We start from the raw sequence: 22,602 nt of genomic DNA on the forward strand, positions 1-22,602 counted from the left end.
CCTCTCCTCGGGGATCGGGACCGTGCTCAGCCCAGGGTATGCAGAACCGCGAGTCCGAGCGCCCCGCACGCGGCGGCGACGAGCAGGGAGGCGAGCGTGCCGATGATGAACCGCTCGCTCACCGCCGGGTTCTCGCGGATCTCGGGGTAGCGGCCGAGGGCCTTGATGGCCACGACCACCGCGGCGAGTTCGAAGCGTCCGGCGAGGATGGCGGCGGTGAGGCCGACGCGTTCGAGGATGCCGATCCACATCCCGCCGCGCAGGACCTCGCGGACCGCGGGGGCGGGGTCGTCGCGTCGGCGCATCACCGGGGTCCGCGCGTCGCCGCTGACCTCGACGGTCGGGGGTTCTGGCACCCGCGCCGAGCGCAGGACGAGCGACGCGATGGGCGAGCCGAGTGCGGCGGAGGCGATCAGGCTCAGCGCCACGACGATCGCGACGAGGATCCAGTCGGGCCAGCTGCTCATCGGTCGGCCTTCCCACGCCCGCCGTCCGCGGCCTTCCCGCGCCCGCCGTCCGCGGCCTTCCCGCGCTGGCCGCTCGCCGGGCTGCCGGACTCGCCCACGGCCGCGTCGTGCGCGCCGGCGAGCAGCCGGTCGAGCACCGGGTACGCGGCGCGCTCCTCGCGGATTTCCGACAGCCGCAGCGCCCCGGTGACCGAGGCGGGCGTGATGCCCAGCTCCTCGGCGGCCGCCACCTGGGTGGGGGAGCGGTCGACGGCGTCCACCACTCGCCACTGCGCCTCGGTGCGTCCGAGCACGAGCGGCGCGACCAGTGCCCACACCGCCTCGCAGTCGGCGGCCCACGCCGTCGCCGAGCCGCGGTCGTCCCGCGATCCGGGGCCGCCCGGTACCCGTATGGCCACCGAGCCGGGGAGGCCCTTCGCGGCGTCGACGGCGTCGCGGGCGGCGAGGTAGGCGTCCCCGCGACCGGCTCTGGTCCCGGAGGAGTAGGACTCGTCGTCGACCTCTCCCGCCCCGACACCGCAGTGCCAGTCACCTTCGCGCAGGGCGACGAGCAGCGCCGACCGCACCGCGGCAGGGTCGTCGAGCAGGCCCTGGACCTCGTCTCCGGCCGTGCGCTCGAACGCGGCCGCGGTCGGGATGTCCGCCAATGCGTCGATCAGGGCGGGTACCCGGTCGGCGCTGCTGCGGCTGCGGCGTTGGTCGATGGTCACCACGTACATGAGGCGATCGTGCCACATCCCGCCGACATAAGGTTAAAACACCTAAAACCGGCAAATTAGCCGTTATCGGCTCATTTGACGATCTGAGGCGTTCGGGGCTCACGAATGGGCGCCGTCGCCGCAGGTGTCGACGGCGTCCGCGCCGCCCGCAGCCCGTTGAGGATCACGATGACCTCGGCGATCTCGTGGACGAGGACCACCGCGGCGAGCCCGAGGGCGCCGGTGATCGCCAGTGGGACCAGGGTCGTGATGAGGATCAGTGAGAGGACGATGTTCTGGTTGATGATCCGGCTGCCCCGGCGGGCATGCGCGAGGGCCCGGGGGAGGAGGCGCAGGTCGGTGCCGGTGAAGGCCACGTCCGCGGACTCGATGGCGGCGTCGGATCCGGTCGCGCCCATCGCGATGCCGACGTCCGCGGTGGCCAGTGCCGGGGCGTCGTTGATGCCGTCGCCGATCATCGCCGTGGGCCGGGACCGGGCCAGTCCGGCGATCGCGTCGGCCTTGTCCGCGGGCGAGAGGTCGGCGCGGATGTCACCGATGCCGACCTGCGCGCCGAGGGCCGCCGCCGTGCGCGGGTTGTCGCCGGTCAGCATGCTCACGCCGATGTGGTGGTCGGCCAGGGTGGCGACGACGACGAGGACCTCCGGCCGCAGTTCGTCGCGGATGCCGATGGCGCCGATCGGGCGGCCGTCGCGGTGGACCACCACCACGGTCATGCCCTCGTGCTCCAGGGCCGTGATCTGTCCGGTGAGCTGTCCGGCGGCGAGCCGGCGTGGTGAGCCCACGGTGACGAGGTGGCCGTCGACGGTGCCGCAGATCCCGTGCCCGGCGGACTCCTCGACGTGCTCGGCGTCCGCGATTCCCGGCCCGGAGACCCGCGGGTCTGCCGGGTCCTGCCGGGCGGCTCCGGCGAGGGCGGCGGAGGTGATGGCGGCCGCCAGCGGGTGGGTGCTGTGGCGCTCGACGGCCGCGGCCAGGGACAGCACCTCGGACTCGCCGGTGCCCGGGGTGGTGAGGACGCGGACGACCGACGGCTCGTTGCGGGTGAGGGTCCCGGTCTTGTCCATCGCGAGGTGGCGGATGGTGCCGAGCCGTTCGAACGCCGCCCCGGACTTCACGACGACGCCGAACCGGCTCGCCGCGCCGATCGCGGAGACGACGGTGACGGGCACCGAGATCGCCAGGGCGCAGGGCGAGGCTGCGACCAGGACGATCAGGGCGCGGGTGATCCACAGCTCCGGGTCGCCGAGCAGCGAACCGAGGCCCGCGACGAGTAGGGCCAGCACGAGCACCCCGGGGATCAGCGGGCGGGCGATCCGGTCGGCGAGGCGGGCCCGGTCGCCCTTCTCGGTCTGGGCGCGCTCGACGAGGCCGACGATCGTGGTGAGCGTGTTGTCGGTGCCCGGGGCGGTGGTGGTGAGGTCGAGGAGGCCGGAGGTGTTGATCGAACCGGCGAGGACGCGGTCGCCCGGTGCGACCTCGACGGGGATCGACTCGCCCGTGACCGCGGAGGCGTCGACGCTGCTGCGGCCGCGGGCCACGATCCCGTCGGTGGCGACGCGCTCGCCCGGGGCCACGACGAGCGTCTCGTCGACACGAAGCTCGGCGGTGGGGATCTCGATGGTGCGGGCACCCCGGCGGACGGTGGCGGTGTCCGGGACCAGCGTCAGCAGGGAGCGCAGGCCGGAGCGGGCGCGGTCCATCGCCTTGTCCTCGAGCGCCTCGGCGATCGAGTAGAGGAAGGCCAGGGCTGCGGCCTCCTCGACGTAGCCGAGGATCACGGCGCCCACGGCGCTGATGGTCATGAGCAACCCGATGCCGAGCCGGCCGCTGGTGAGCAGCCCGCGGATCGCTGCCGGGGCGAACGTCGAGCCGCCGAGCAGCAGGCCGATCCAGAAGAGGGCCTGGCCGGCCGGTCCGGCTCCCGACCACTCTGCCCCCGACCACTCTGCCCCCCACCACTCTGCGGCCAGGCCTGCGACGAACGCGACGCCGGACGCGGCCGGGATGAGGACCGCCGGGTCCCGCCACCACGGCCGGTCCCGGTCCTCGGGCTCGCCGGGCGTCGGTGCCTCGCAGCCGCACGCGGACGTCATGACGCCCTCCCCGCCGCGGTGCCCGCCGCCGGCCTAGCCTCGGGCGGGGCGGCGGCCGCGCCACCGCAGGTGGGACAGTCGGAGACGACGCATTCCGCGTTGCCGTCCACTGCGAGCGTGACGTCGAGCAGCGCGGTGAGTGCGGCCTCGAGGTGCGGGTCGGCGATCTCGTAGCGCATCTGCCGTCCCTCGGGCACGGCCACGGCGATCCCACAGTCCCGCAGGCACCCGAGGTGGTTGGAGACGTTGGGCCGGGTCAGTTCGAGTTCGCGCGCGAGGTCGGCCGGGTACCGCGGCCCGTCGAGCAGGCACAGCAGGATCCGGGATCGGGTGGGGTCGGCCATCGCCCGGCCGAGCCGATGCATCACGTCGAGGCGGGTGGCACGTGTCAGCATGCGCTGAACTGTACAGCGCACGCTGAACTGACGTTGAGCCACCAGGCGGCTGTCTGGCCTCCTCGCCGCCATAGCCCGCCGACAAGAGGAATTCGTGCACCCGTCTCTCGGGCGATACGCGCGAAATCCTCTGCTCGGCAGGCAGGCAGGCAGGCAGCAGGCAGGCGGGAGGGCAGCCGGGCGCGGGTCGGGGCGGGCCCCTCGGGGGAGTCCGGCGTCAGGTGGTGGCGGGGCGGCCGATGTCGGGCCGGGAGTCGCCGAAGGTCTCCTTGCGCTCGCGGGCCCGGACCTTCTCGCCCCACGACTCGAGCCGGGCCCGGCCCCACGGCGTGCGGTAGCGCAGGGTGTTGAGCGGGACGAGGTAGGCGTGCGCCCACGGCGGGCGGACCGGCAGGCCGAACTCCCGCATCGATTCCGGGCCGAGCAGCACGGTGAGCATGCTCAACAGCCGCTCGTGCCCCACCCGGGCGCGCAGGCGGGGCAGCGGCCCGCTGCGGTGGCGGCGTCGCTGCGACTCCACCAGTGCCTGCGTGAGTTTCGGCCCGGCCTCGGAGATTCCGGCCTGCGACAGCAGGATGTGGTAGTTGACGCGGTGGCGTTCGCGCTCACCCTCGACCAGGTAGTGGTCGGCCACGCCCATGAGCCAGCCGACGTAGCGCCACATGTGCATCACCGCGTCCGAGTCCTTGCGGCTCACCGGCACACCGAGGGTGCGCACCCCGAGCAGGACCACGGCGTCGAAGAGGCCGAGGGTCGAGGCCAGGTCGCTCTGGTTGATGGGCAGGCCCCAACGCTGGCTGTCCCAGCGCGGCTCCATGGCGTTGTTGACCACCGCGTGCATGGCCCGCACGTGGCCGGTCAGGCGCCACGCCTCACCGCCCGGCCGCAACCCGTCGGGGATGGACAGGGACATGGTCCAGTGGCTGGTCTCGGCCAGGCGGCGCAGCGTGGTCTCGCCGGTCAGGCCGCCGGTCGCCACCAGCAGGTCGGTGGGGCCGCCGAACCGGTAGCCGCCGATGAGGGACAGCTGCAGCAGGATGTCGGCGGCGTTCTGGCCGAAGCGCAGGTAGGCCTTCTGTCCCCGTTCGACCTTGTCCCAGTCGACCCAGTCCGGGGTGTCCTCGAGGTGCGCGATGTAGTCCCGCAGGATCTGAGGCGCGTCGTCGGGCAGGCCGGCCGAGCCGGAGTGCAGCGCCTCGTCGAGCTGGCGGCGGGTCACCGCGCCGGGCTCGCCGGACCGCAGCCGCATGGCGCGGGCGAGCTGATCGCCCAGATCGTCGCGCTCGAAGTAATCGCGACCGATCCGGTCCATGAGCTTCTCGTCGAGGTGGCCCACGCCGGCGATGGGCTTGAGGGCGCGTCCGAGGCGACGGCCACGCTCCTCACCCTCCCGGAAGCGCTGGGGGTACGGCATCACGGCGGCTGTCTTCTCGGGCGTCACGGTCATGACATGACTATGACGCGAGTTTTTACTCGCATACAATTCGCGTTCATGAGAAGGGTGCCTAAGCAGGCGAGATCCCGCGCGATGGTGGAGCGGATCGTGGAGGCTGCTCGCGTTGTGCTCGTGCGCGACGGCTACGAGTCGTTCACCACCAACCGCGTCGCCGACGAGGCGGAGGTCAGCCCCGGCTCGCTGTACCAGTACTTTCCGGACAAGTCCGCGCTGGTCGCGGTGGTCATGGACCGGTGGTCGGCGGAGATCTCCGACCGGGTCGCGGCATCGCTCTCGGCCACGGGCCCAGTCGACGTGAAGAGCCCGGCGACGGCCCGGTCGATCGCCGACGCCCTGCTCACCGCGCTCGAGGCCGACGCCGGACTGCTGCGCATCATGTGGGAGGAACTGCCCGCGGTACGACACCGGGCGGCGCAGCACGCCCTCGAGCAGCGGGTCCGCGAACTCCTGGCGGTCTACCTCGCGGCCGCCGGCGCCACGAGCGGGGACCCGGCGGCCCGGGCGTGGGTGATCGTCATGGCGGTGGAGAACATCGCCGTGCGGTGGGTGCTGGACCGTCCCGCCATCAGCCGGGACGCGCTGCTCGACGAGCTCACCGCGCTGGCCGGGGGCTTCGGCGCCGGCGGCTGACCGCGGCGGGCCCGCCGCTTACCTCGGCGCCCGCGGCTGCCCGGACGCGCGAGGTGCCGGCCCGCCTGGAATCGGGGGATACCCCGACGCGCTGCCGGGCCCCGCTCGGGCAGACTTGAGCGCGATGCCCACCCTGACCCCCCGCGCCACCGCGAGTCTCGCGGGCCTGGTCGCCGTTGCCGTGTTGTCGTCGTCGTGTTCCTACGGGCCCACCCGCGAGGCGCCGACCCCCATCCCCCCGGGCATTCCGCCCGCCGCCGGGGCCCCGGTGCCGAGCGTCGACATCAACGCGCCCGGTCGCACCTCCGACCAGCTGCGCGAGTGGGCGGCGGGCCTCAACGAGCCGATGAACATCCCCGTCGCCGCGCTCGCCGCCTACGGCAACGCCGCCGAGACCATGCGGCAGACCCGTCCCGAGTGCAACCTCGCCTGGACGACGCTCGCCGGGATCGGGCACGTGGAGACGCGGCACGGTCGGTACCGCGGGGCGTCATTGAGTGACGACGGCTACGCGCTCCCGCCGATCATCGGCATCAAACTCGACGGCTCGCCCGGCTTCGCCGACATCCCCGACACCGACGGCGGCGAGCTGGACGGCGACACCGAGAACGACCGGGCCGTCGGGCCGATGCAGTTCATCCCCGAATCGTGGCGCAAGTACGGCGTCGACGCCGACGGCGACGGGCGCGCCGATCCGAACCAGATCGACGACGCCGCCGTGTCCGCCGCGCGCCTGCTGTGCACGAACGGGGGAGACCTCTCGCAGGCCGAGAACTGGCAGCGGGCCGTGCTCGCCTACAACGCGTCGCGCGAATACGTCATGGACGTGCGCGACGCGGCGGCCGCCTACTCGGTGGGGACGACCGCGCCGTAAGCGGGCGCAGTAGGGGGACGCCACGCTGGGGACTGCCTCACCCATCGGGATGCGACTTACCTACGGGGCCCCGCAGGTGAGGCGCAATCCGACAGGTGAGGTGTGGGCGCCGCTGCGTGGGCGCCGCGAACTACGCTGCTGAGTCGGCCGAGTTTGCAGGCGAGATCACCAACGGCGGGAGTCCCACACCCATGTCAGCACCGACGTCGACGCGCCGGCAGTCCGCGGGCGCCCCGACCCCGGCGAATGCGCCGACCACCGCCAACGGACTCCTGCTCCGCGCGGTCCGGCGCCGCCGGCACCTGGTGGTCCCCGGCCTGGTGCTCATGACCCTGTGGCAGCTGTGCGAGGCGCTGGTGCCCATCGCGATCGGCGTGATCGTCGACGTCGCGATCATCCCGCTCGACCGGTGGGCCCTGCTGTGGTCGGTCGTCGGGCTCATCGCGCTGTTCACCGTGCTCAGCCTCGGCTACCGGTTCGGCGCCCGGATGAGCAATCGGGCCCTGCAGGAGGAGGCGCACGACCTGCGGGTCGAGGTGACGCGGGTGCCGCTGACCCGGCGCCGCGCGATGGACGGTGCGAGCTCCGGTGACGTGCTCTCGGTGTGCTCGGCCGACGCCGACGTGGCCGCGTTGGTCTTCCGGCAGATCGCGCTGGGCGGGTCCGCGGTGATCAGCATCGTGGGGATCTCGGTCTACCTGTTGTGGACCGACTGGCTGGTCGGGCTCATCGTGCTCATCGGCGTCCCGCTCAGCCTGGTGTTGGTGGCCCTGCCCAGCCGCACCATCTCCCGGCACAGCACCGCCCAGCAGGCCGCGATCGGGCGGGCGAGCAGCCGCGCGACCGACATCATGGCGGGCCTGCGCGTGCTCAAGGCCGGCGGCGGGGAGCGCTGGGCCGCAGAGCAGTACCGCACGGCGTCCGAGGAGGCGGCCGCGGCGGGGATCGTCACCGCCGAGCGGACAGGGCGGGTCCAGGGGATCGGCTCGCTCGGGATGGCCGTGGTCCTGGCGCTGGTCCTGCTGGCCGCTGGCTACCGCGTCCTGGCCGGGGAGATGGAGATCGGCACGCTCGTCTCCGTGGTGGGCGTGGCCGTGTTCTTCGAGGAGCCGGTGCGGATGATCACCCAGATGGTGTCGATCTCCGCCCGGTCCCACGGCGCGGCGCAGCGGCTGGTCGACCTGCTGGGGTCGGCACCGGTCGACGACTCCGGCGACGAAGTCCCCGCGGGGGCGCGGTTGGAGGTGCGGGGGCTGGCGCTGCCCGATGGTCGCTCCCTCGACTTGGAGGTCGCCGAGGGGGAGGTCGTCGCGCTCGTGGCCGATCAGCCCGCCGCCGCGAACGCCGTCACCCTGGCGATCGCCGGGCACGGCGACGGGGCCGACGCCGTCCTGGTGGGCGGGCACCGACGCAGTCACCTGGCACCCGCCATCGCCGAGCATCTCGTCGCCGCGCCGCACCGAGTGGATCTGTTCGTCGGCACCATCCGTTCGAACATCGCGATGCGGCACGACGGCCCGGGGGACGACGACGAGCTCGGTGGCCCGGGGGTCGGCGGTTCGGGACATGGCGGCCCGGGGGACGACGACGAGCTCGGTGAGCCCGGTGCCGGTGGCGAGGCCGCCACCCCGATTACCCGTGAGGTTCTGCGCGCCTCGGCCGTCGCGGAGATCATCGAGCACCTGCCCGACGGGCTCGACCACGCGGTGCAGGAAGGCGGGCGGAACCTCTCCGGCGGTCAGCGCCAGCGGATCGTGCTCGCCCGCGCCCTCCACGCGGACCCGGACGTGCTGGTGCTCCACGAACCGACCAGTGCGGTCGACGCCGTCACCGAGTGGGAGATCGCCCAGGCCGTCCGCCGACTGCGGACGAGTCGGCCGCGGCAGGCCACGCTGATCGTCACGTCGTCGCCGCCGTTCCTCGCGACCGCCGATCGGGTGGTCCACCTGCCCCGCAGCGGCGAGGCGCGCTCGGGCACCCACCTCGAACTGCGCGAGGCGTCGGCCTCCTACCGGACGGCGGTCGACCGATGAGCACCACCGAGACGGGGACGACCCGCGAGATGACGACCGGCGAGACGGCGAAGACCGTCGGGCTGACACACGGCGATGACGCGCTGATCGCCTCCGGCACGCTGCCGCTGGCGACGGGCCGCGAGTCCCTGGCCGTCCTGTGGCCGCTGCTCCGGCAGCGGCGCGGATACCTGGCGCTGGTGTGCCTGGCCGGGCTGATCGGATCCGTGGCGGGCCTCGTCGCGCCGTGGGTGATCGGCCAGCTCGTCGACGACCTGCCTGGCAGCGAGGACTACACCGCCGTGTGGATCGGCGCGGGCGCGATCGCCGTGGCCGGCGTCGTGGGCGCCGGCTGCACCTGGGCCGGCCAGGCGTGGCTCGCTCGGCTCACCGAACCGACCGTCGCGCGCCTGCGCGAGATGGTGATGGACCGCTCCCTGCGCCTGGGCGCGGCGCAGATGGAGACGACCGAGACCGGCGACCTCGTCTCGCGCGTCGCCGAGGACGCCCGCGAGATCAGCCAGGCCGCCACCGCCGTGATCCCGCTGGTCGTGCAGTCGGCGTTCACCGTGATCGTCTCCGGGGTCGGGCTCGCGACGGTCGACTGGCGGCTCGGGCTGGTGGGGCTGCTCGCCCTGCCCATGTACTGGACGACCCTGCGCTGGTACCTGCCCCGGTCCGGCCCCATCTATGCCGCCGAGCGCGCCGCGTTCGGCACCCGGGCCAGCCGTCTCCTCGGCGGGATCTCCGGGTCCCGGACCCTGCACGCCTACGACGCCCAGGACTCCGAGCTGGAACGGATCACCGCCGCCTCCGCCCGCGCCCGGGACCTGTCCATCCAGGTGTTCCACTTCGTCACCCGCGCCTTCAGCCGCAACAACCGCGCCGAGGTCACCGTCCTCGGGCTGCTGCTGGTCGTGGGGTTCTTCCTCGTGGACTCCGGCGCCATCACCGCCGGTGCCGTGACGACCGCCGCGTTGCTGTTCCATCGGCTGTTCAACCCGATCGGCGCGCTGGTGGGCATGGTCGATCAGGTCCAGTCCGCCGGTGCCTCGCTGGTGCGGATGGTCGGAGTCATCACCATGCCCGTGCCCGAGCGCACCGCCAGACTGGGGACCGCCACACCGTCCGCCACCACGGTGGCCGCCGCCAGCGCCGCCGGGCCCGGCCCGCTCGAGCTGTCTGACGTCACCCACACCTATGGCGGGGGCGCTCCGGCTCTGATCGACGTGGACCTGACTCTCGCGCCGGGCGAGGTGGTCGCTGTTGTCGGATCCACGGGCGCCGGCAAGAGCACCCTGGCGTTGGTCGCCGCGGGGTCGGTGGTCCCGACGCGGGGGAGTGCGCGACTGGGTGGGGTCCCGCTGTCCGACGTGGATCCGGTCGCCCTGCGGCAGCACGTCACGATGGTGTCGCAGGAGGTGCACACTTTTGCCGCCACTGTGGTCGAGAACGTCCGCGCGCCCCGGCCCGAGGCCGGCCTCGCCGAGGTGCGCGCCGCGCTGGAGACCGTCGGTGCGGAGTGGGTCGACGACCTACCGCACGGGGTCGACACCATCATTGGTGAGGGCGGACATGCGCTCGACCCCATGCAGGCTCAGATGATCGCCTTGGCCCGCGTCGAACTGGCCGACCCGGACGTGGTGATCCTCGATGAGGCCACGGCCGAGGCCGGGTCCGCGGGTGCCCGCCGCCTCGACGCGGCCGCCGCCGCGGTGCTCACGGGCCGGGCAGGTCTGGTGGTGGCGCACCGGTTGAGTCAGGCTGCGGCCGCCGACCGGATCCTGGTGATGGACCGCGGTCGCGTGGTGGAGTCCGGCACGCACGACGAGCTTCTGGCGGCGGATGGACGGTACGCCGAGCTCAGCCGGGCGTGGTTCGGCGGCGCGTAACCGGCGCGCCGCCCCGGGGGCTGCAAGCCGGGATCACCCGCGCGGCCGCGGCGATCGCCGTTTCTGCCGCTTCGGCGTCGTCGACCTGCAGTCTCAGCACGGACACTTCGTGCGGCACGGGCGCGCTCCAGGGACGACCGGGGACGGACGCCGTCACGGGCTGCGCGATCTGGATGCCCAGGTTCGTCCCATCGGGCCCGGGTAGCGTGAGCGACGCACCGCCGCCCGCCTCGTCCGTGATCCCGGTGTCGGTGGGGGAGAGCCGCCGCTCGCGCCGCACGCCGGCCACCGCGGTGAGCGGGACCCGCGCACAGACGTGCGGCCCATTACGCAGGATCAGCTCGACCTCGTCGATGAGGTGCGGCCGCACGATCCGCCCGGCGAGCCAGCCCAGCACGATCACCAGACCGTAGACACCGAGCAGGTCCAGCACCAGCCGAACGGCGGGCCAGGGCACCAGCAGGTGCAGGGCTACCAGCTCGATGGTCGCCGCGATCGCCAGCGCTATCGGGATGCCGAGCGTGCCGCGGGCGTAGCCGATCGCCACCGCGCCGGCGGGGACGTCCGGCCGTCGTGTCACCCAGCGGGCCAGCGACGCGAGTGAGCGGCCCTCGGTGGCGGCCAGGCGGAGGTAGGGGTCGTCGGCGGCGAGGGCGCGTAGTGCCGCTCGGCGGGTGTCGGCGCTGGCGCGGAGGGCGCGGTAGCGACGCACGTAGCCGGCCACGGCCAGCGCCCCGAGCGGGACTTCGACGGCGAGGAACAGGGCGAGCGCGACCGTGGGTCCGATCACCCCGGTGGCGAGGAGGACCGCGTCGGAGACGACGACGAGGAGAGCGATCGCCGGCACGAGTCTTCTCATCATGAGTGCACTCCCAAGGCGGTGAACGTGCGCCGCAGGACCTCGCGCTGGGCAGGGTCGGGCAGCAGCTGCTCGAGCGTGGGCCCGGTGGACAGGGCGTGCACGTCGGCAGGGGCGCCGGTGATGATCCCGCGGATCGCGTCGTCGGCGAGCAGCGTGTGGACCAACTGGGAGATCTCCGGCTCGACGTCGGCGGGGCGACGGCCCTCGAGTCGCTGGAACCCGGTGAGCAGGTCCAGGTAACCGCGACGGCGGGCCGGGTCGGTCGCCACAGCCGTGTAGGCGACGGCGAGCTCGGCGGGGAACGCCCCGCTCAGTGCGGCGAGATCGAGCATGTCGCGTTCGCGCTCGACGAGCATGGCCAGCTGCGGATCGCCGGCCGACTCGGCGATGCAGAGGTCGAGCGCGTGCGCCACGGACTCCGGCACCAACCCGGGCGTCAGGCCGGCGGCGGCCCGCTCGGCGATCGCGTCCAGCCGCTTCCGCTTGCGAACCAGCGCCTCGATCTGCCGGTCGATCCCGGCGCGGAGGGCGTCGAGGTCAGCTCGCAGGTCCGCGTCGCCTTGATGTGCGCCACCGGTGTGGTCTCGGCCGGCGGGCTCGAGCATTGCCCGGATGTCCTTCAGCGGCACGCCCGAGTCAGAGAGGAACGCGATGCGAGCGATCCGCGCAAGGTCGGCGACGTTGTATTCGCGGTACCCGCCGGTGGTGCGCTCGGGCTCGGGGAGCACGCCCACCCGGTGGTAGTGCCGGATGCTGCGCGCGCTGATCCCGACGATCCGGGCGACCTGTCCGATTCTCATACCCCGATCTTGAACCTTGACACTGTGACAAGGTCAATATCCGGTCGCGGTTCAGCGCCGGGTGCCGCGTCTGCACGCGGCGAAGGGGATCGTCACCACCGGGAGAATGGCGATCTTCGCGATGGCCGGCGGTTCCGGAGTCAGAAGGTGAAGTCGGGCGCGACCGAACCGAGCAGTGGGATGTAGACGGTTTCGGTGAGCGAGCCGGCGAGCCCTCCCGAGCCGACGGCGGCGAGCAGCATGTTGATGACGCCTCCCACGCCGATGATGACGCTTCCGATCGAGTCCATGACGGGCACCTTTCTTCGTGCCGTACCAGAGCGGTGCAGCTGGGTTACTAACTCACGCTATGACTCGGCCTGCGGGCGGTCAATGGTCAAGAATTGCTGCACATTGCCCTAACCGAGTTCCTCCGCCAGTCGGACGGCGGGGATCCAGTCGATCCCGAACACCCGGGCCACCTCGGAGAAGGTGGAGGCATCTGCATCGGTGCTGGTCGCCGAGGCGATGAGGCGGGACAGCATCACCGTCCCTGCCTTCTCCTCGATCGTGCCGGCCGCCGCCAAGAGCGACCAGGCGCACACCTGATGATTCCGGTGTGCGCGGCCCATCGTCTGCTCGGCCAGGAGCCCCGAGTAACGGGCCTGGTGAAAGAAGCCCCTGCGCGGGGTCGCGGTCGCGGACGAGCCGTCGGCGAACTGCTCGCGGGCCTGCAGGTTGATCGCGGTGGGCGTGTTGAACACCACCACCGGCGCCTCGCCCCGCTGGAACCGCATCCGCTCGGACTCGGCCTGCGGGTTCGAGCCGTAGATCCGTGCGACCGGAATCCCGTCGGCCTCGAGCAGCTCGGCCACCGGGTGCGCGGCCGTGGACACCATCTCGGTGGCGATCAACACCTGGTAGCCGCGCTCCAGTTCGGCCTTGGCCGCCGCGACCGTGTGCTCGACTCGGATCATCGACGCCTTCTGCCGCAGCCGCACCAACGCAGCAAGCCCGCGGGCGACGTTGTTGCCCGTCCTGGCGAGCTGCATCTCTCTCTGGAAGTCGCCCCACTCCAGCTCGTAGGCCCGCCACTGGTCGGGGGTCAGCTCCACCAGGTCCACGTCGAACGGCGGCGGGCCCCACGGCGCCGACCGGGTGAGCATCAGCGGCGGATCGTGTCGCAGCAGGATGTCTCGAACGTCGCTGATCGCAGCTTGCTGGGTCTGCAGCGACTCCTTGGACTCCGCTGTCCACGTCCACTTGCCGTACGAGGTCTCCAGGGGCACGCCCCGCTCGGCCAGGGCCCGGCCGAAGTCCGACCACGCGGCTGGTGGATCGCCGTGCACCTGCGCGTACAGCGACGACAGGTATCCCCATTCCCCAGGGTGATGGCCCGGGGTCGCGGTGATCGACAGCACGAACGGGGCCTTGTCGTGCGGGCCGTCCATGCGGGTCAGCCGCCGCATGTAGCTGGTGCGCTTGCTAGCGTGCCGGAACTGGTGGGCTTCGTCGATCACCGCGACGTCCACCTTGAGCCGCGGGCGCCCGTTCCGGGCCATGAGTTTGCCCAGGCTGTCGGAGGACATGATGATCCACCGCAGGTCGCCATCCCCCAGGGCGGCGATGGTGCGCCGCCACGACGGGATGGTGATGCGGGCCGGCCGGTCCACCGTCACGAGGACCGTGTGTGCGCCGCGCAACTTAGCGATGGACTTCGCCGCCGCCACCGCGATGAGGGTCTTGCCGGTGCCCACGTCGTTGGCCAGGTGGACCTGCCGGAACTGCTGCTCGGCGGCGGCGACGATCGCGTCCACGTCCGCGTGCTGCTCCGGGCGCAGCGTCAACGGCGCGGCGGTCGCGCCCGGGCCCTCGCTGCCGTTGAGCTCGTCCTCCAGCCACCGCAGGTAGGAGTAGGGCTTGCTGGCGTAGGGCTCCAGTGCGCTCGGCAGGGTGGTGCCGACGTAGGCGTGCGCGGTGAGCGACTTGTAGTAGGTCACCCCGGCCGGTGTCCCGCCGCCGAATCCTCCCCACGGGAGCTCCAGCAGCCACACTCGCTGGCCGGCAGGGATCAACGGAACCGCCAGCGCCGCGCTGGGCCTCTTGGCAGGCTTGGCCCGGGGGGAGGTGGGCTTGCTCCTGGTCGTGGCCTTGCGCGAGCTCGTCTTGCGCTTGGTGGTTGCCTTGCGCGCGGACCGGGCCGCCATCAGATGCCGCCCCGGTTGCGGGCGGCAGCGAGGGCAGGTGAGTCCACGGTGTTCTCCTGGGTGGTCCCGGCGGGGTCGGGCTCACTCTAGGGGCCGGGTACGTCACCGACGGCGTCGGATGGCGCGCATCCGGCCCAGCTGCCGAGACGCCGGGCCGCAGAGGTGAGCGTGGGGAGCCGGCGTGAGTCCGCGTGGCGTGGACGGCGCTTGGGTCCGATGACGACGACGACAACGACCCGCCGCGGCCGGAACTCTGGCCGGGGCCCGTTGGCATCCGGGCACACCCAGCACCCCAACAACTAGTCGATCAAGTCGAGATAGGTTCGGCGCGCCTTCATTGCATGAATGACCTCACGGGTCCCGTCGTCGTAGCGCAGTACAACCAATTCCAGGACGCGGGCCTGTGAGTCGAACCCCAGCACGAGAACTCGCTGGGGGTGATCGTCGTCTAGCGGCGCGGCGAATAGGGCTGACTCCGCAGCAGTCACGATGTCGTCGTCAGCGATGCCGTGCTTTCGCGCGGATCGACGAATGATCACGAGGCGGCGGCCCACTCTGCGAGGGCCCTTCGGATCGCCTCTGATCGATTGAGGTGCTCCCGATCCGCTCGGGCCATCACCGCCTTGAGTTCGGCTTCTGTCAATCGGACCGGAACTACTTGGGCCGCGTGTTCTGCTCGGGCCGGGCGACCCTTCCGCTTCTTCAGCCAGGCGGGGTCGTACCCCTCCTCGGCCTCGGCAACCCAGGCGTCGAGCTGTTCCTCCGAGACGGGCTTGCCCTGAATCTTCCGTTCCATAGGCAGTATCGTAATACGAATCAACCGGTGCTGGAAGGCGGCAGTTCGCGGTCCGGCCGCGGGTCGGGCGGGCGCTGCTGCGACCTGAGCGCAGGTACGCGCCCGGAATGGACCACACCGGACGCGTACCCGGGCAGGCGACGTACACAGGGGACGCGCAACCCCGGAGGGGGCGAAGGCCGGCCGGGAGGGGGCGGGGTGAGCGCCCCCGGCCCAGCCTCGTCCCGCCCTCTGGACCGACGTGGAACAATGGCCAGCGGACTGCGCCCGCCTAGCGGCGCCGGCCACGCACACGAACCCACGAACTTCCCCCAAGGAGCACAGATGGCGCTTATCGAGCAGGTCGGAGCCCGGGAGATCCTCGATTCGCGAGGCAACCCCACCGTCGAGGTGGAGGTGCTTCTGGACGACGGCTCGTTCGGCCGCGCCGCCGTGCCGTCCGGTGCGTCCACCGGCGCCCACGAGGCCGTGGAGCTGCGCGATGAGGACGACCGCTACATGGGCAAGGGCGTCACCAAGGCCGTCGAGGCCGTACTGGACGTCCTCGCCCCCGCCGTCATCGGCATCCCCGCCGAGGACCAGCGCGTCGTGGACGAGGCCCTCCTCGACGCCGACGGCACCCCCAACAAGTCAACCGTTGGCGCCAACGCCGTCCTCGGCGTCTCGCTGGCCGTGGCCCGCGCCGCCGCCGAGTCCTCGGGCCTCGAGCTGTACCGCTTCATCGGCGGCGCCAACGCCCACGTGCTGCCCGTGCCGATGATGAACATCCTCAACGGTGGCGCCCACGCCGACTCGGGCGTCGACGTTCAGGAGTTCATGATCGCCCCCATCGGCGCGCCCACCTTCCGTGAGGCCCTGCGCATGGGCACCGAGGTGTACCACCACCTCAAGACCGTCATCAAGGACCGCGGCCTCTCGACCGGTCTGGGCGACGAGGGCGGGTTCGCCCCCTCCGTCGAGTCCACCACCGCCGCGCTCGACCTCATCGCCGAGGCCATCGAGAAGGCCGGATACTCGCTCGGCACCGACGTCGCCCTCGCGCTGGACGTCGCCGCCACCGAGTTCTACTCCGGCGGCAAGTACCACTTCGAGGGCAAGCAGCTCTCCGCCGCCGAGATGGCCGACGTCTACGCCGAGCTCGTCAACAAGTACGCGCTGGTCTCCATCGAGGACCCGCTCGACGAGGACGACTGGGACGGCTGGAAGACCCTGACCGACATGATCGGCGACAAGGTCCAGCTGGTCGGCGACGACCTCTTTGTCACCAACCCGCAGCGCCTGGCCGAGGGCATCGAGAAGGGCCTGGCCAACGCCCTGCTGGTCAAGGTCAACCAGATCGGCACCCTCACCGAGACGCTGGACGCCGTGGACCTGGCCCACCGCAACCGCTACGCCTCGATGATGTCGCACCGCTCCGGCGAGACCGAGGACACGACCATCGCCGACCTCGCCGTGGCCTGCAACTGTGGCCAGATCAAGACCGGCGCCCCGGCCCGCTCGGAGCGCGTGGCCAAGTACAACCAGCTGCTGCGCATCGAGGAGATGCTCGGCGACGCCGCCCGGTACGCCGGCGCCGAGGCGTTCCCGCGCTTCAACGCCTGACGGCACCAACACCGCCCGTCGGCAGTTCACCGCTGACGGGCACGTAGTCGGAAAGGAAGGCGCATGGCCCGCCCGCCCCGCCCCTCGGACCGCCGGGGAGACGCACGCGATCGCGCGTCGTCCCGGCGGCCCGGGGAGGCGTCGGGTGCCATTCGTCGCCGTGCGAACGGGACGGGCCGTGGGACCGCCGCCGATCGGGGGAGCAGCACCGGCCGCGGCCCGGGTGCCGTCGGCCGCGACGGGGTCGACGGGCAGAGCGGGGCCGACCAGCCCGCCGACCCCACCCGCCGGGAGCCGACCCGCCGGCGGACGCCGAGCCGCGAACGGGACCGGCCCGTCCCGGCCTCTGCCCGCTCCGGCCGGGTCGGCACCACCGCGCATCCGGAGGCCCATCGCCTCACCACGCGCACGGACCTGTCCGACACCCTGCTGGGCCCGCGGAACTACACCCCGCGGCGGATCGGACTCCTCGCCGTCGTCGCCATCATCCTGCTGGTCACCGTGTCGTTCCCGCTGCGCAATCACTATCAGTTCCTGCGCGACGAGAAGACCGTGGCGCAGGAGCGGGCCGCGCTGGAGGCGACGATCGCCGAGCTCGAGGCCGAGGAGCAGATGCTCTCGGACCCGGCGTACATCGAGCAGCAGGCGCGCATCCGCTTTGGCGCAGTGAAGCCGGGGGAGACCCCGTACCGCGTGTCCATGGTCGACCCGATCGAGCAGGCCGTAGCCGAGCAGAAGGCCGCCGAGCTGGCGGCGCAGCCGTGGCAGACGCGCGTGTGGAACTCCATCGCCGAGCCCGCCGAGCCGATCATGCCGGAGGATTCGACGGTGCTCGAGGGCACGTCCATCCCCGGCGGCCCCGACACGCCGCCGGTGCCGGTCGTGCCCGGCGTGCCCGGCGCCGACGACCCCGCCGCCCCCATCCCGGGCGGCGTCCAAGATCAATCACAGGAGGACCCCCCAGCGTGAGCGCCGAGCAGAGCGTGTCCAGCGAAGACCTCGACGCGATCCAGGCTCAGCTGGGTCGGCCGCCGCGGGGCGTGCTGGAGGTGTCCTACCGCAGCCCCGACGGCCAGCCCGGGGTGGTCAAGACCGCGCCGCGGCTGGAGGACGGCACCCCGTTCCCCACGCTGTACTACCTCACCGATCCGCGGCTCACCGCCGAGGCGAGTCGGCAGGAGTCCGCGGGGATCATGAGGGGGATGACGACGAGGTTGGCCCAGGAGCCCGAGCTGGCCGCCAACTACCTGCAGGCGCACGAACGGTTCCTCGCCAAGCGCAACGAGATCGAGGACCTGGGCACGGACTTCAGCGGTGGCGGTATGCCCGAGCGCGTCAAGTGCCTGCACGTGCTCATGGCGTACGCACTGGCCGAGGGGCCGGGCGTGGTGTGGCTGGGCGACGAGTCCGTGGCGCTGGCCTGCGAGGCCGGGCTGCGCGGCACAGCGCTGCCGGAGGATTGGCCGACGCCCGAGGAGCTGGGCGTGCCCGACTACCTCGCGATGGACGAGCAGTGACCACGCCCGGCGGTGTTGATTCAGTTCGTGTAGGCGCGGTCGACTGCGGCACCAACTCGATCCGCCTGCTGGTCGCCGAGGGTGGCCCCGGCGAGGCCGGGCTCACCGACGTCACGCGCGAGATGCGGATCATCCGGCTCGGCGAGGGCGTCGACGCGACCGGTCGGCTCTCGGACGGTGCCCTCTCCCGGTGCCGTACCGCTCTGACGGGCTACACCGCCACGATGGCGGAGCTCGGCGTGCAGTCGGTGCGGATGGTCGCCACCTCCGCCACCCGCGATGCTCGTAACAAGGACGAGTTTTTCGGGATGACCGCCGAGGTGCTCGGTCGGCACTTCGCGGGGGCGCAAGCTGAGGTGATCTCGGGGCAGACCGAGGCCGAGCTGACCTTCGCCGGCGGGGTGTCGGACCTGCGGCCTGGAGACGGGCCGTTCGTAGTGACCGACCTCGGCGGTGGGTCCACGGAGATCGTGGTGGGCGAGCTCATCGGCGGCGAGGTGCGGTTGTTGGGCGCTCGCAGTTTGGACATCGGCTGTGTGCGGATCACCGAGCGGGTACTCCACTCGGACCCGCCCACTGCCGACGAACTCGCCGAAGCCCGTTTGGTGGTGGCTCAGGCGCTGGCCGAGGCCGGCGACGTCACCGTCGGTCGCGCCGCGCGCTGGGTGGGCGTGGCCGGCACCTTCACCACTCTTTCCGCGTTGGCGCAGGGGCTGGGGGAGTACGACCCCGAGCGGATCCACGGCAGCGTCATCCCGCTGGACCGGATGCGCGAGGTGTGCGACCAGCTGGTGGCCTCCACGGTGGCCGACCGCCGGGCGCTGGGGGCGATGCACCCGGGCCGTGCAGACGTGATTGGCGGGGGCGCGATCGTGGTCCAGGCCCTGTGTGACGCAATGTCGGACCGGGCTGGTATCACTGAGATCACGGTGAGTGAGAAGGACATCCTGGATGGTATCGCGATGTCGGTGCTAACCCGCCTGGCTGGCTAACGCCGGTTTAGCCCCCATAGCCCAATTGGCAGAGGCAGACGGCTTAAAACCGTTTCAGTGTCGGTTCGAGTCCGACTGGGGGCACGGCTTCCAAGGCTATTGGGTGCCAGAGGAGAGCTGGGCATGCTCAGCACTAGGGGGCGTCCCGTTGAGCGCTAGGGTTGCCGCTGAAGGCAGCAACTTCGAGATAGGAATCGTACAAACGATGAATTCGGACTTTCGGCCTGCAATAATCGCGGCGATCAAAGCTCAAGACGGTTACGGCAAGGTCCTCCGTCTTTCGTTGGACAGCCATTCCAGCGGCAGCGTCGAATATGATCTTACACGAGTATGGCGGGACCCGATCGCACCCGGATTCAGCGGTGGTAGCGCAAAGGCCTCAAATGAGGAGCTGGTTCGAGCATATTTGGTGCTTCGACTCTCGGGCTCGCTCGAGTATAAAGCAAATGGAAAAACAATCGAGATCGAGAGGGTATACAAGCCCGTCGGTCGACCTGGCAAGGGCGGGAGAGTTGATGTCCTTGTGCGTGGAAGGGCGGAGGAAAAGCTCTCGCAAGATGCCTTCATGTTCATTGAGTGTAAAGCTCCGGACAAGTTCGACGCCGACCTGAAGTTAATCGATGGCCAGCTCTTTCGTTTAAGTATGCTCGAAGCTCCTAGGCCACGATATCTCGTATATTACACCGCTGAGCCCCACGCAGATGGTATCGCCGAGCGAATAATGCTCATCGATACAGAAGCGTTTAGTTCTTACGAGGCCTGGAACGAAGCGGGCCAGCCGATCGCGGACGTACTCCCACGGAATTATGGGGTCGCAGAAAAGAGCCTCTATGGATTCGTGCCCGCTGACGACGGGAAGTTGCGGCCGCTTAACAAGGGCGCCTCGGCGCAGCAGTTCAACCGCGTTAGGAACGAGATTCATGACGTTATCTGGGGCGGAGGGGGCACAAATAATAACGAGGTCTTCGTTCTCATCACTCGCCTGATTCTCGCCAAGATATACGACGAGAACACCACGGTGCCCGGCGCAGCTTACAGATTTCAGCGTAAGGGAGACGCGCTTACGCCGGAGCCAGCCTTAGAGCTAGTTGATCGTTTGAACGAACTCTACCGCGAGGCTGAGACCGCGTATCTGTCGTTACCCAGTCCTAGTATGGGGCCAGCATTTGACATATCAAGAATCGCTCCCGAGAAAATTGCTTACGTAGTGGGCCGCTTAGAGGGCCTCTCTGTCACCGAGAACACGCATCGAGGGGATCTTCTCGGAGAGTTCTTCGAGCAGATTGTGGCTTCGGACTTCACCCAAACAAGGGGGCAGTTCTTCACTCCCGTTAAAGTAATAAGATTCATGCTTGAGCTCTGTTCTGCAGCCGACAGTGCGCGTGAAACAATGGAAACCAAGAAGGATCAACATGGTCGACCGCGCTTGCCATTCGTGATAGACCCGTCGGCCGGGTCGGGCAGCTTCTTGATTGAGTACATGAAACTGATCCACGACCAGGTGGGTTCGCCCTCCACGGCTGCGGCCCTATCGCGGCGAACCCAAGAATTCCATCAGACGTGGTTTTCGGGTACAAATGGTAACGCCTGGGCGAAAGAGTTCTTGTTCGGAATTGAGAACAATTACGACCTAGGGCTCTCCTCGAAGGTCAACATGGTGATGCACGGCGATGGGAGCGCTAATACGTGGATCAGTAGTGGTTTGTTGCCGTTTTCCGACTATTGGATCGATGGACGGCACAACGTACTTGGAACCGAGATTGCCAGTAAGCCCGCTAAAGGAGGCTACGGCGCACCTGTCAATGAGCAGTTCGATTTGGTCTTATCGAATCCTCCTTTCTCACTTAAGGTGTCCGACGACGAGAAACGCAAGATCGCGAATTCTTTCGACTTGATGAGGCGCGCACAAAGCGAGGCGATTTTCATCGAGCGATGGTTCCAACTGCTTCGTCCCGGAGGCACGTTCTGCTGTGTTCTTCCAGAGGCTGTTGTCGATACCTCTACTGGAAAGGGAATGCGGTCATTCCTGATCAAGCACTTTAAGGTTCGCGCTGTAGTGTCTCTGCCATACGACGCTTTCAGGCCATTCACGAGTACTAAGTGCTGCATAGTCCTAGCTGAGAAACGGATGCCCGAAGAGGTTGAGGCGTACAGGCTTGCCGAATTGGCCGTTCATCGTCGCGGGAAAAAGCTTTCCGACGAAGCCGTCTTCGAAGCTGTAATTAGTGAGTTGGGTTGGGTCGACGAGGCAATTTTCATGGCAGAACCCGCTTCCGTCGGTTATAAGCGACGCAAGAATCTACCTGACCTCGCGGCGACTAATTATCTGTATTCAGAGGACGACGAGGGTGCGGTCGATCATGCAGCGGTGGCGGACTCGGCCACCGTTCTGGGCAGCTGGCGGAGCGGCCCAGGGGCGGAAGAATCCGCGACACTCGGCTTCTGGACGACCCTCGAAGCTGTCGCTCATAGGCCGGGTATCCGTCTGGATCCAAAGTACCGGTGGTTGTGGGACTACCAAGGCGGGGCAGTGGGTGATGTAGGCGAGGGGGGCGAGCAGCTTTCAACATTTGTTGAGTTGGTGAAACTCTCGACAGTTGAAAAGGGCGAACTCAAGGAGCCTACGCGGCTGATTGACCTCGAGATGGTGAAGCCTAGGCAAGCGGTGGTCAGTTCAGAGGCGCCAGTCGTAGATGAGATTGGGAGTCAGAGGGTTCGATTTCAAGGGTGCGATGTGGCCTTTTCTAAGCTTGAGCCCTACCTCGGGAAAGTCATCATAGATCCGGACCCTGCAGCTATCGGCTCCACTGAGTGGGTGGGGCTCAAGGTAAAGGACGGTGTTCCTCCGCTCGTTCTAGGATACTTTCTCATGACGTCTGACATGTGCGAGGCTTATCGAAGGCTGCAGAGCGGAAAACGCCACGCGAGGCTCGATCCGAAGGAGCTTTTGGAGCTGAGAGTGTGTTTTCCCGACGCTTCAGGTTTTGATCAGCTCGTCGGTGAGATCTCGAATAAGAGGGAGAAGGTGGCGGAACTCGAAGCTAGAATTTTTGAAGAACGGTCTAGTATCGACCTGCTTCTCCGTTTAGGCGAAAAGCTCGAAGGATTTGGTCAAGGGCGCGATTGAGCCTGATGATGAGGTGCTAGGTCATCCTGCCGGGAAGGTACGATCTTATAACGGCACGTTCGTATATTCGTCTGTAGTGACACGTTGAGTTGCTTAACCTAGTCGAGAATTGATGAGCTGGAACGAATAGCTGCGGATGATTGCGTTCCGGCAAACCGTAGCGGCAAGACGAGTTTCGC

The 22,602-nt window shown here is 69.6% G+C and carries 20 protein-coding genes and 1 tRNA gene; 10 read left to right on the top strand and 11 right to left on the bottom strand.

Annotated elements, in window-relative coordinates; translation table 11 throughout:
- Positions 1 to 26: 26 nt before the first annotated feature.
- The 5 genes from AC3DEV_RS09020 to AC3DEV_RS09040 all read right to left on the bottom strand — a co-directional run bounded on the left by AC3DEV_RS09020 (position 27) and on the right by AC3DEV_RS09040 (position 5,124).
- Complete coding sequence (locus tag AC3DEV_RS09020) at positions 27 to 467, bottom strand: hypothetical protein (RefSeq protein WP_154828200.1); 441 nt, start codon at positions 465 to 467, stop codon at positions 27 to 29.
- A complete protein-coding gene (locus AC3DEV_RS09025) occupies positions 464 to 1,204 on the bottom strand; it encodes a hypothetical protein (RefSeq protein ID WP_488371874.1) in 741 nt (246 codons plus the stop codon). The genes AC3DEV_RS09020 and AC3DEV_RS09025 overlap by 4 nt, the downstream gene beginning before the upstream one ends.
- A gap of 53 nt (positions 1,205 to 1,257) precedes the next feature.
- Positions 1,258 to 3,282, bottom strand: coding sequence for a heavy metal translocating P-type ATPase (locus AC3DEV_RS09030; protein ID WP_488371875.1), 2,025 nt, complete (start codon positions 3,280 to 3,282; stop codon positions 1,258 to 1,260).
- A complete protein-coding gene (cmtR, locus tag AC3DEV_RS09035) occupies positions 3,279 to 3,677 on the bottom strand; it encodes a Cd(II)/Pb(II)-sensing metalloregulatory transcriptional regulator CmtR (RefSeq protein ID WP_488371876.1) in 399 nt (132 codons plus the stop codon). Before cmtR ends, AC3DEV_RS09030 begins: the two co-directional genes overlap by 4 nt.
- 217 nt (positions 3,678 to 3,894) lie before the next feature.
- Positions 3,895 to 5,124, bottom strand: a complete 1,230-nt coding sequence (locus AC3DEV_RS09040; RefSeq protein WP_488371877.1) for an oxygenase MpaB family protein — start codon at positions 5,122 to 5,124, stop codon at positions 3,895 to 3,897.
- A gap of 45 nt (positions 5,125 to 5,169) precedes the next feature.
- Between AC3DEV_RS09040 and AC3DEV_RS09045 the strand changes: the two genes are divergently transcribed.
- From AC3DEV_RS09045 to AC3DEV_RS09060, 4 genes are all read left to right on the top strand, one after another.
- Positions 5,170 to 5,763, top strand: a complete 594-nt coding sequence (locus tag AC3DEV_RS09045; RefSeq protein WP_488371878.1) for a TetR/AcrR family transcriptional regulator — start codon at positions 5,170 to 5,172, stop codon at positions 5,761 to 5,763.
- A 124-nt stretch (positions 5,764 to 5,887) separates the two neighbouring features.
- Entirely contained in the window at positions 5,888 to 6,637 is a 750-nt protein-coding gene (locus AC3DEV_RS09050; protein WP_069388844.1) for a lytic transglycosylase domain-containing protein, read from the top strand.
- A 191-nt stretch (positions 6,638 to 6,828) separates the two neighbouring features.
- Positions 6,829 to 8,670, top strand: a complete 1,842-nt coding sequence (locus AC3DEV_RS09055) for an ABC transporter ATP-binding protein (RefSeq protein ID WP_488371879.1) — start codon at positions 6,829 to 6,831, stop codon at positions 8,668 to 8,670.
- Complete coding sequence (locus AC3DEV_RS09060; RefSeq protein WP_488371880.1) at positions 8,667 to 10,541, top strand: ABC transporter ATP-binding protein; 1,875 nt, start codon at positions 8,667 to 8,669, stop codon at positions 10,539 to 10,541. The genes AC3DEV_RS09055 and AC3DEV_RS09060 overlap by 4 nt, the downstream gene beginning before the upstream one ends.
- Here AC3DEV_RS09060 and AC3DEV_RS09065 read toward each other — a convergent pair.
- The 6 genes from AC3DEV_RS09065 to AC3DEV_RS09090 all read right to left on the bottom strand — a co-directional run bounded on the left by AC3DEV_RS09065 (position 10,513) and on the right by AC3DEV_RS09090 (position 15,185).
- The gene (locus AC3DEV_RS09065; protein ID WP_488371881.1) at positions 10,513 to 11,403 is read right to left on the bottom strand and encodes a hypothetical protein; all 891 of its coding nucleotides are present in this window, start codon (positions 11,401 to 11,403) and stop codon (positions 10,513 to 10,515) included. The genes AC3DEV_RS09060 and AC3DEV_RS09065 overlap by 29 nt on opposite strands.
- Positions 11,400 to 12,203 (bottom strand): MerR family transcriptional regulator, encoded by an 804-nt coding sequence (locus tag AC3DEV_RS09070; RefSeq protein WP_488371882.1) that lies wholly within the window; start codon positions 12,201 to 12,203, stop codon positions 11,400 to 11,402. Before AC3DEV_RS09070 ends, AC3DEV_RS09065 begins: the two co-directional genes overlap by 4 nt.
- A gap of 140 nt (positions 12,204 to 12,343) precedes the next feature.
- Positions 12,344 to 12,493 (bottom strand): hypothetical protein, encoded by a 150-nt coding sequence (locus AC3DEV_RS09075; RefSeq protein ID WP_488371883.1) that lies wholly within the window; start codon positions 12,491 to 12,493, stop codon positions 12,344 to 12,346.
- 108 nt (positions 12,494 to 12,601) lie between these two features.
- A complete protein-coding gene (locus tag AC3DEV_RS09080; RefSeq protein WP_488371884.1) occupies positions 12,602 to 14,389 on the bottom strand; it encodes a DEAD/DEAH box helicase family protein in 1,788 nt (595 codons plus the stop codon).
- Between the two features lie 299 nt (positions 14,390 to 14,688).
- The gene (locus AC3DEV_RS09085) at positions 14,689 to 14,928 is read right to left on the bottom strand and encodes a hypothetical protein (RefSeq protein WP_488371885.1); all 240 of its coding nucleotides are present in this window, start codon (positions 14,926 to 14,928) and stop codon (positions 14,689 to 14,691) included.
- On the bottom strand, positions 14,925 to 15,185 hold the full coding sequence (locus AC3DEV_RS09090) for a ribbon-helix-helix protein, CopG family (protein WP_154828144.1): 261 nt from the start codon (positions 15,183 to 15,185) through the stop codon (positions 14,925 to 14,927). Before AC3DEV_RS09090 ends, AC3DEV_RS09085 begins: the two co-directional genes overlap by 4 nt.
- Before the next feature lie 324 nt (positions 15,186 to 15,509).
- On the opposite strand from AC3DEV_RS09090, the gene eno reads away from it, so the two are divergent.
- The 6 genes from eno (at position 15,510) to AC3DEV_RS09120 (ending at position 22,423) form a co-directional block, all read left to right on the top strand.
- A complete protein-coding gene (gene eno, locus AC3DEV_RS09095; protein WP_260488181.1) occupies positions 15,510 to 16,787 on the top strand; it encodes a phosphopyruvate hydratase in 1,278 nt (425 codons plus the stop codon).
- 63 nt (positions 16,788 to 16,850) lie between these two features.
- Positions 16,851 to 17,756, top strand: a complete 906-nt coding sequence (locus AC3DEV_RS09100) for an FtsB family cell division protein (RefSeq protein ID WP_488371886.1) — start codon at positions 16,851 to 16,853, stop codon at positions 17,754 to 17,756.
- Positions 17,753 to 18,304 (top strand): DUF501 domain-containing protein, encoded by a 552-nt coding sequence (locus AC3DEV_RS09105; RefSeq protein WP_206474989.1) that lies wholly within the window; start codon positions 17,753 to 17,755, stop codon positions 18,302 to 18,304. Before AC3DEV_RS09100 ends, AC3DEV_RS09105 begins: the two co-directional genes overlap by 4 nt.
- Positions 18,301 to 19,296: a Ppx/GppA phosphatase family protein gene (locus AC3DEV_RS09110; RefSeq protein ID WP_488371887.1), complete on the top strand. Its 996-nt coding sequence runs from the start codon at positions 18,301 to 18,303 to the stop codon at positions 19,294 to 19,296. The genes AC3DEV_RS09105 and AC3DEV_RS09110 overlap by 4 nt, the downstream gene beginning before the upstream one ends.
- Positions 19,297 to 19,306: 10 nt before the next feature.
- Positions 19,307 to 19,380, top strand: a tRNA-Leu gene (locus AC3DEV_RS09115).
- A gap of 19 nt (positions 19,381 to 19,399) precedes the next feature.
- Positions 19,400 to 22,423 (top strand): HsdM family class I SAM-dependent methyltransferase, encoded by a 3,024-nt coding sequence (locus AC3DEV_RS09120; RefSeq protein ID WP_488371888.1) that lies wholly within the window; start codon positions 19,400 to 19,402, stop codon positions 22,421 to 22,423.
- Positions 22,424 to 22,602 lie beyond the last annotated feature (179 nt).

It is taken from the genome of Dietzia sp. IBK-p2-15D, from assembly GCF_057773105.1.

Excerpts from the sequence above, each read along its gene's own strand:
- AC3DEV_RS09065 (WP_488371881.1), bottom strand. The coding sequence starts at position 11,403 with ATGATGAGAAGACTCGTGCCGGCGATCGCTCTCCTCGTCGTCGTCTCC.
- AC3DEV_RS09060 (WP_488371880.1), top strand. The coding sequence starts at position 8,667 with ATGAGCACCACCGAGACGGGGACGACCCGCGAGATGACGACCGGCGAG.
- AC3DEV_RS09050 (WP_069388844.1), top strand. The coding sequence starts at position 5,888 with ATGCCCACCCTGACCCCCCGCGCCACCGCGAGTCTCGCGGGCCTGGTC.
- AC3DEV_RS09045 (WP_488371878.1), top strand. The coding sequence starts at position 5,170 with ATGAGAAGGGTGCCTAAGCAGGCGAGATCCCGCGCGATGGTGGAGCGG.
- cmtR (WP_488371876.1), bottom strand. The coding sequence starts at position 3,677 with ATGCTGACACGTGCCACCCGCCTCGACGTGATGCATCGGCTCGGCCGG.
- AC3DEV_RS09070 (WP_488371882.1), bottom strand. The coding sequence starts at position 12,203 with ATGAGAATCGGACAGGTCGCCCGGATCGTCGGGATCAGCGCGCGCAGC.
- AC3DEV_RS09100 (WP_488371886.1), top strand. The coding sequence starts at position 16,851 with ATGGCCCGCCCGCCCCGCCCCTCGGACCGCCGGGGAGACGCACGCGAT.
- AC3DEV_RS09030 (WP_488371875.1), bottom strand. The coding sequence starts at position 3,282 with ATGACGTCCGCGTGCGGCTGCGAGGCACCGACGCCCGGCGAGCCCGAG.
- AC3DEV_RS09075 (WP_488371883.1), bottom strand. The coding sequence starts at position 12,493 with ATGGACTCGATCGGAAGCGTCATCATCGGCGTGGGAGGCGTCATCAAC.
- AC3DEV_RS09090 (WP_154828144.1), bottom strand. The coding sequence starts at position 15,185 with ATGGAACGGAAGATTCAGGGCAAGCCCGTCTCGGAGGAACAGCTCGAC.
- AC3DEV_RS09055 (WP_488371879.1), top strand. The coding sequence starts at position 6,829 with ATGTCAGCACCGACGTCGACGCGCCGGCAGTCCGCGGGCGCCCCGACC.
- AC3DEV_RS09080 (WP_488371884.1), bottom strand. The coding sequence starts at position 14,389 with ATGGCGGCCCGGTCCGCGCGCAAGGCAACCACCAAGCGCAAGACGAGC.
- AC3DEV_RS09020 (WP_154828200.1), bottom strand. The coding sequence starts at position 467 with ATGAGCAGCTGGCCCGACTGGATCCTCGTCGCGATCGTCGTGGCGCTG.
- eno (WP_260488181.1), top strand. The coding sequence starts at position 15,510 with ATGGCGCTTATCGAGCAGGTCGGAGCCCGGGAGATCCTCGATTCGCGA.
- AC3DEV_RS09040 (WP_488371877.1), bottom strand. The coding sequence starts at position 5,124 with ATGACCGTGACGCCCGAGAAGACAGCCGCCGTGATGCCGTACCCCCAG.
- AC3DEV_RS09025 (WP_488371874.1), bottom strand. The coding sequence starts at position 1,204 with ATGTGGCACGATCGCCTCATGTACGTGGTGACCATCGACCAACGCCGC.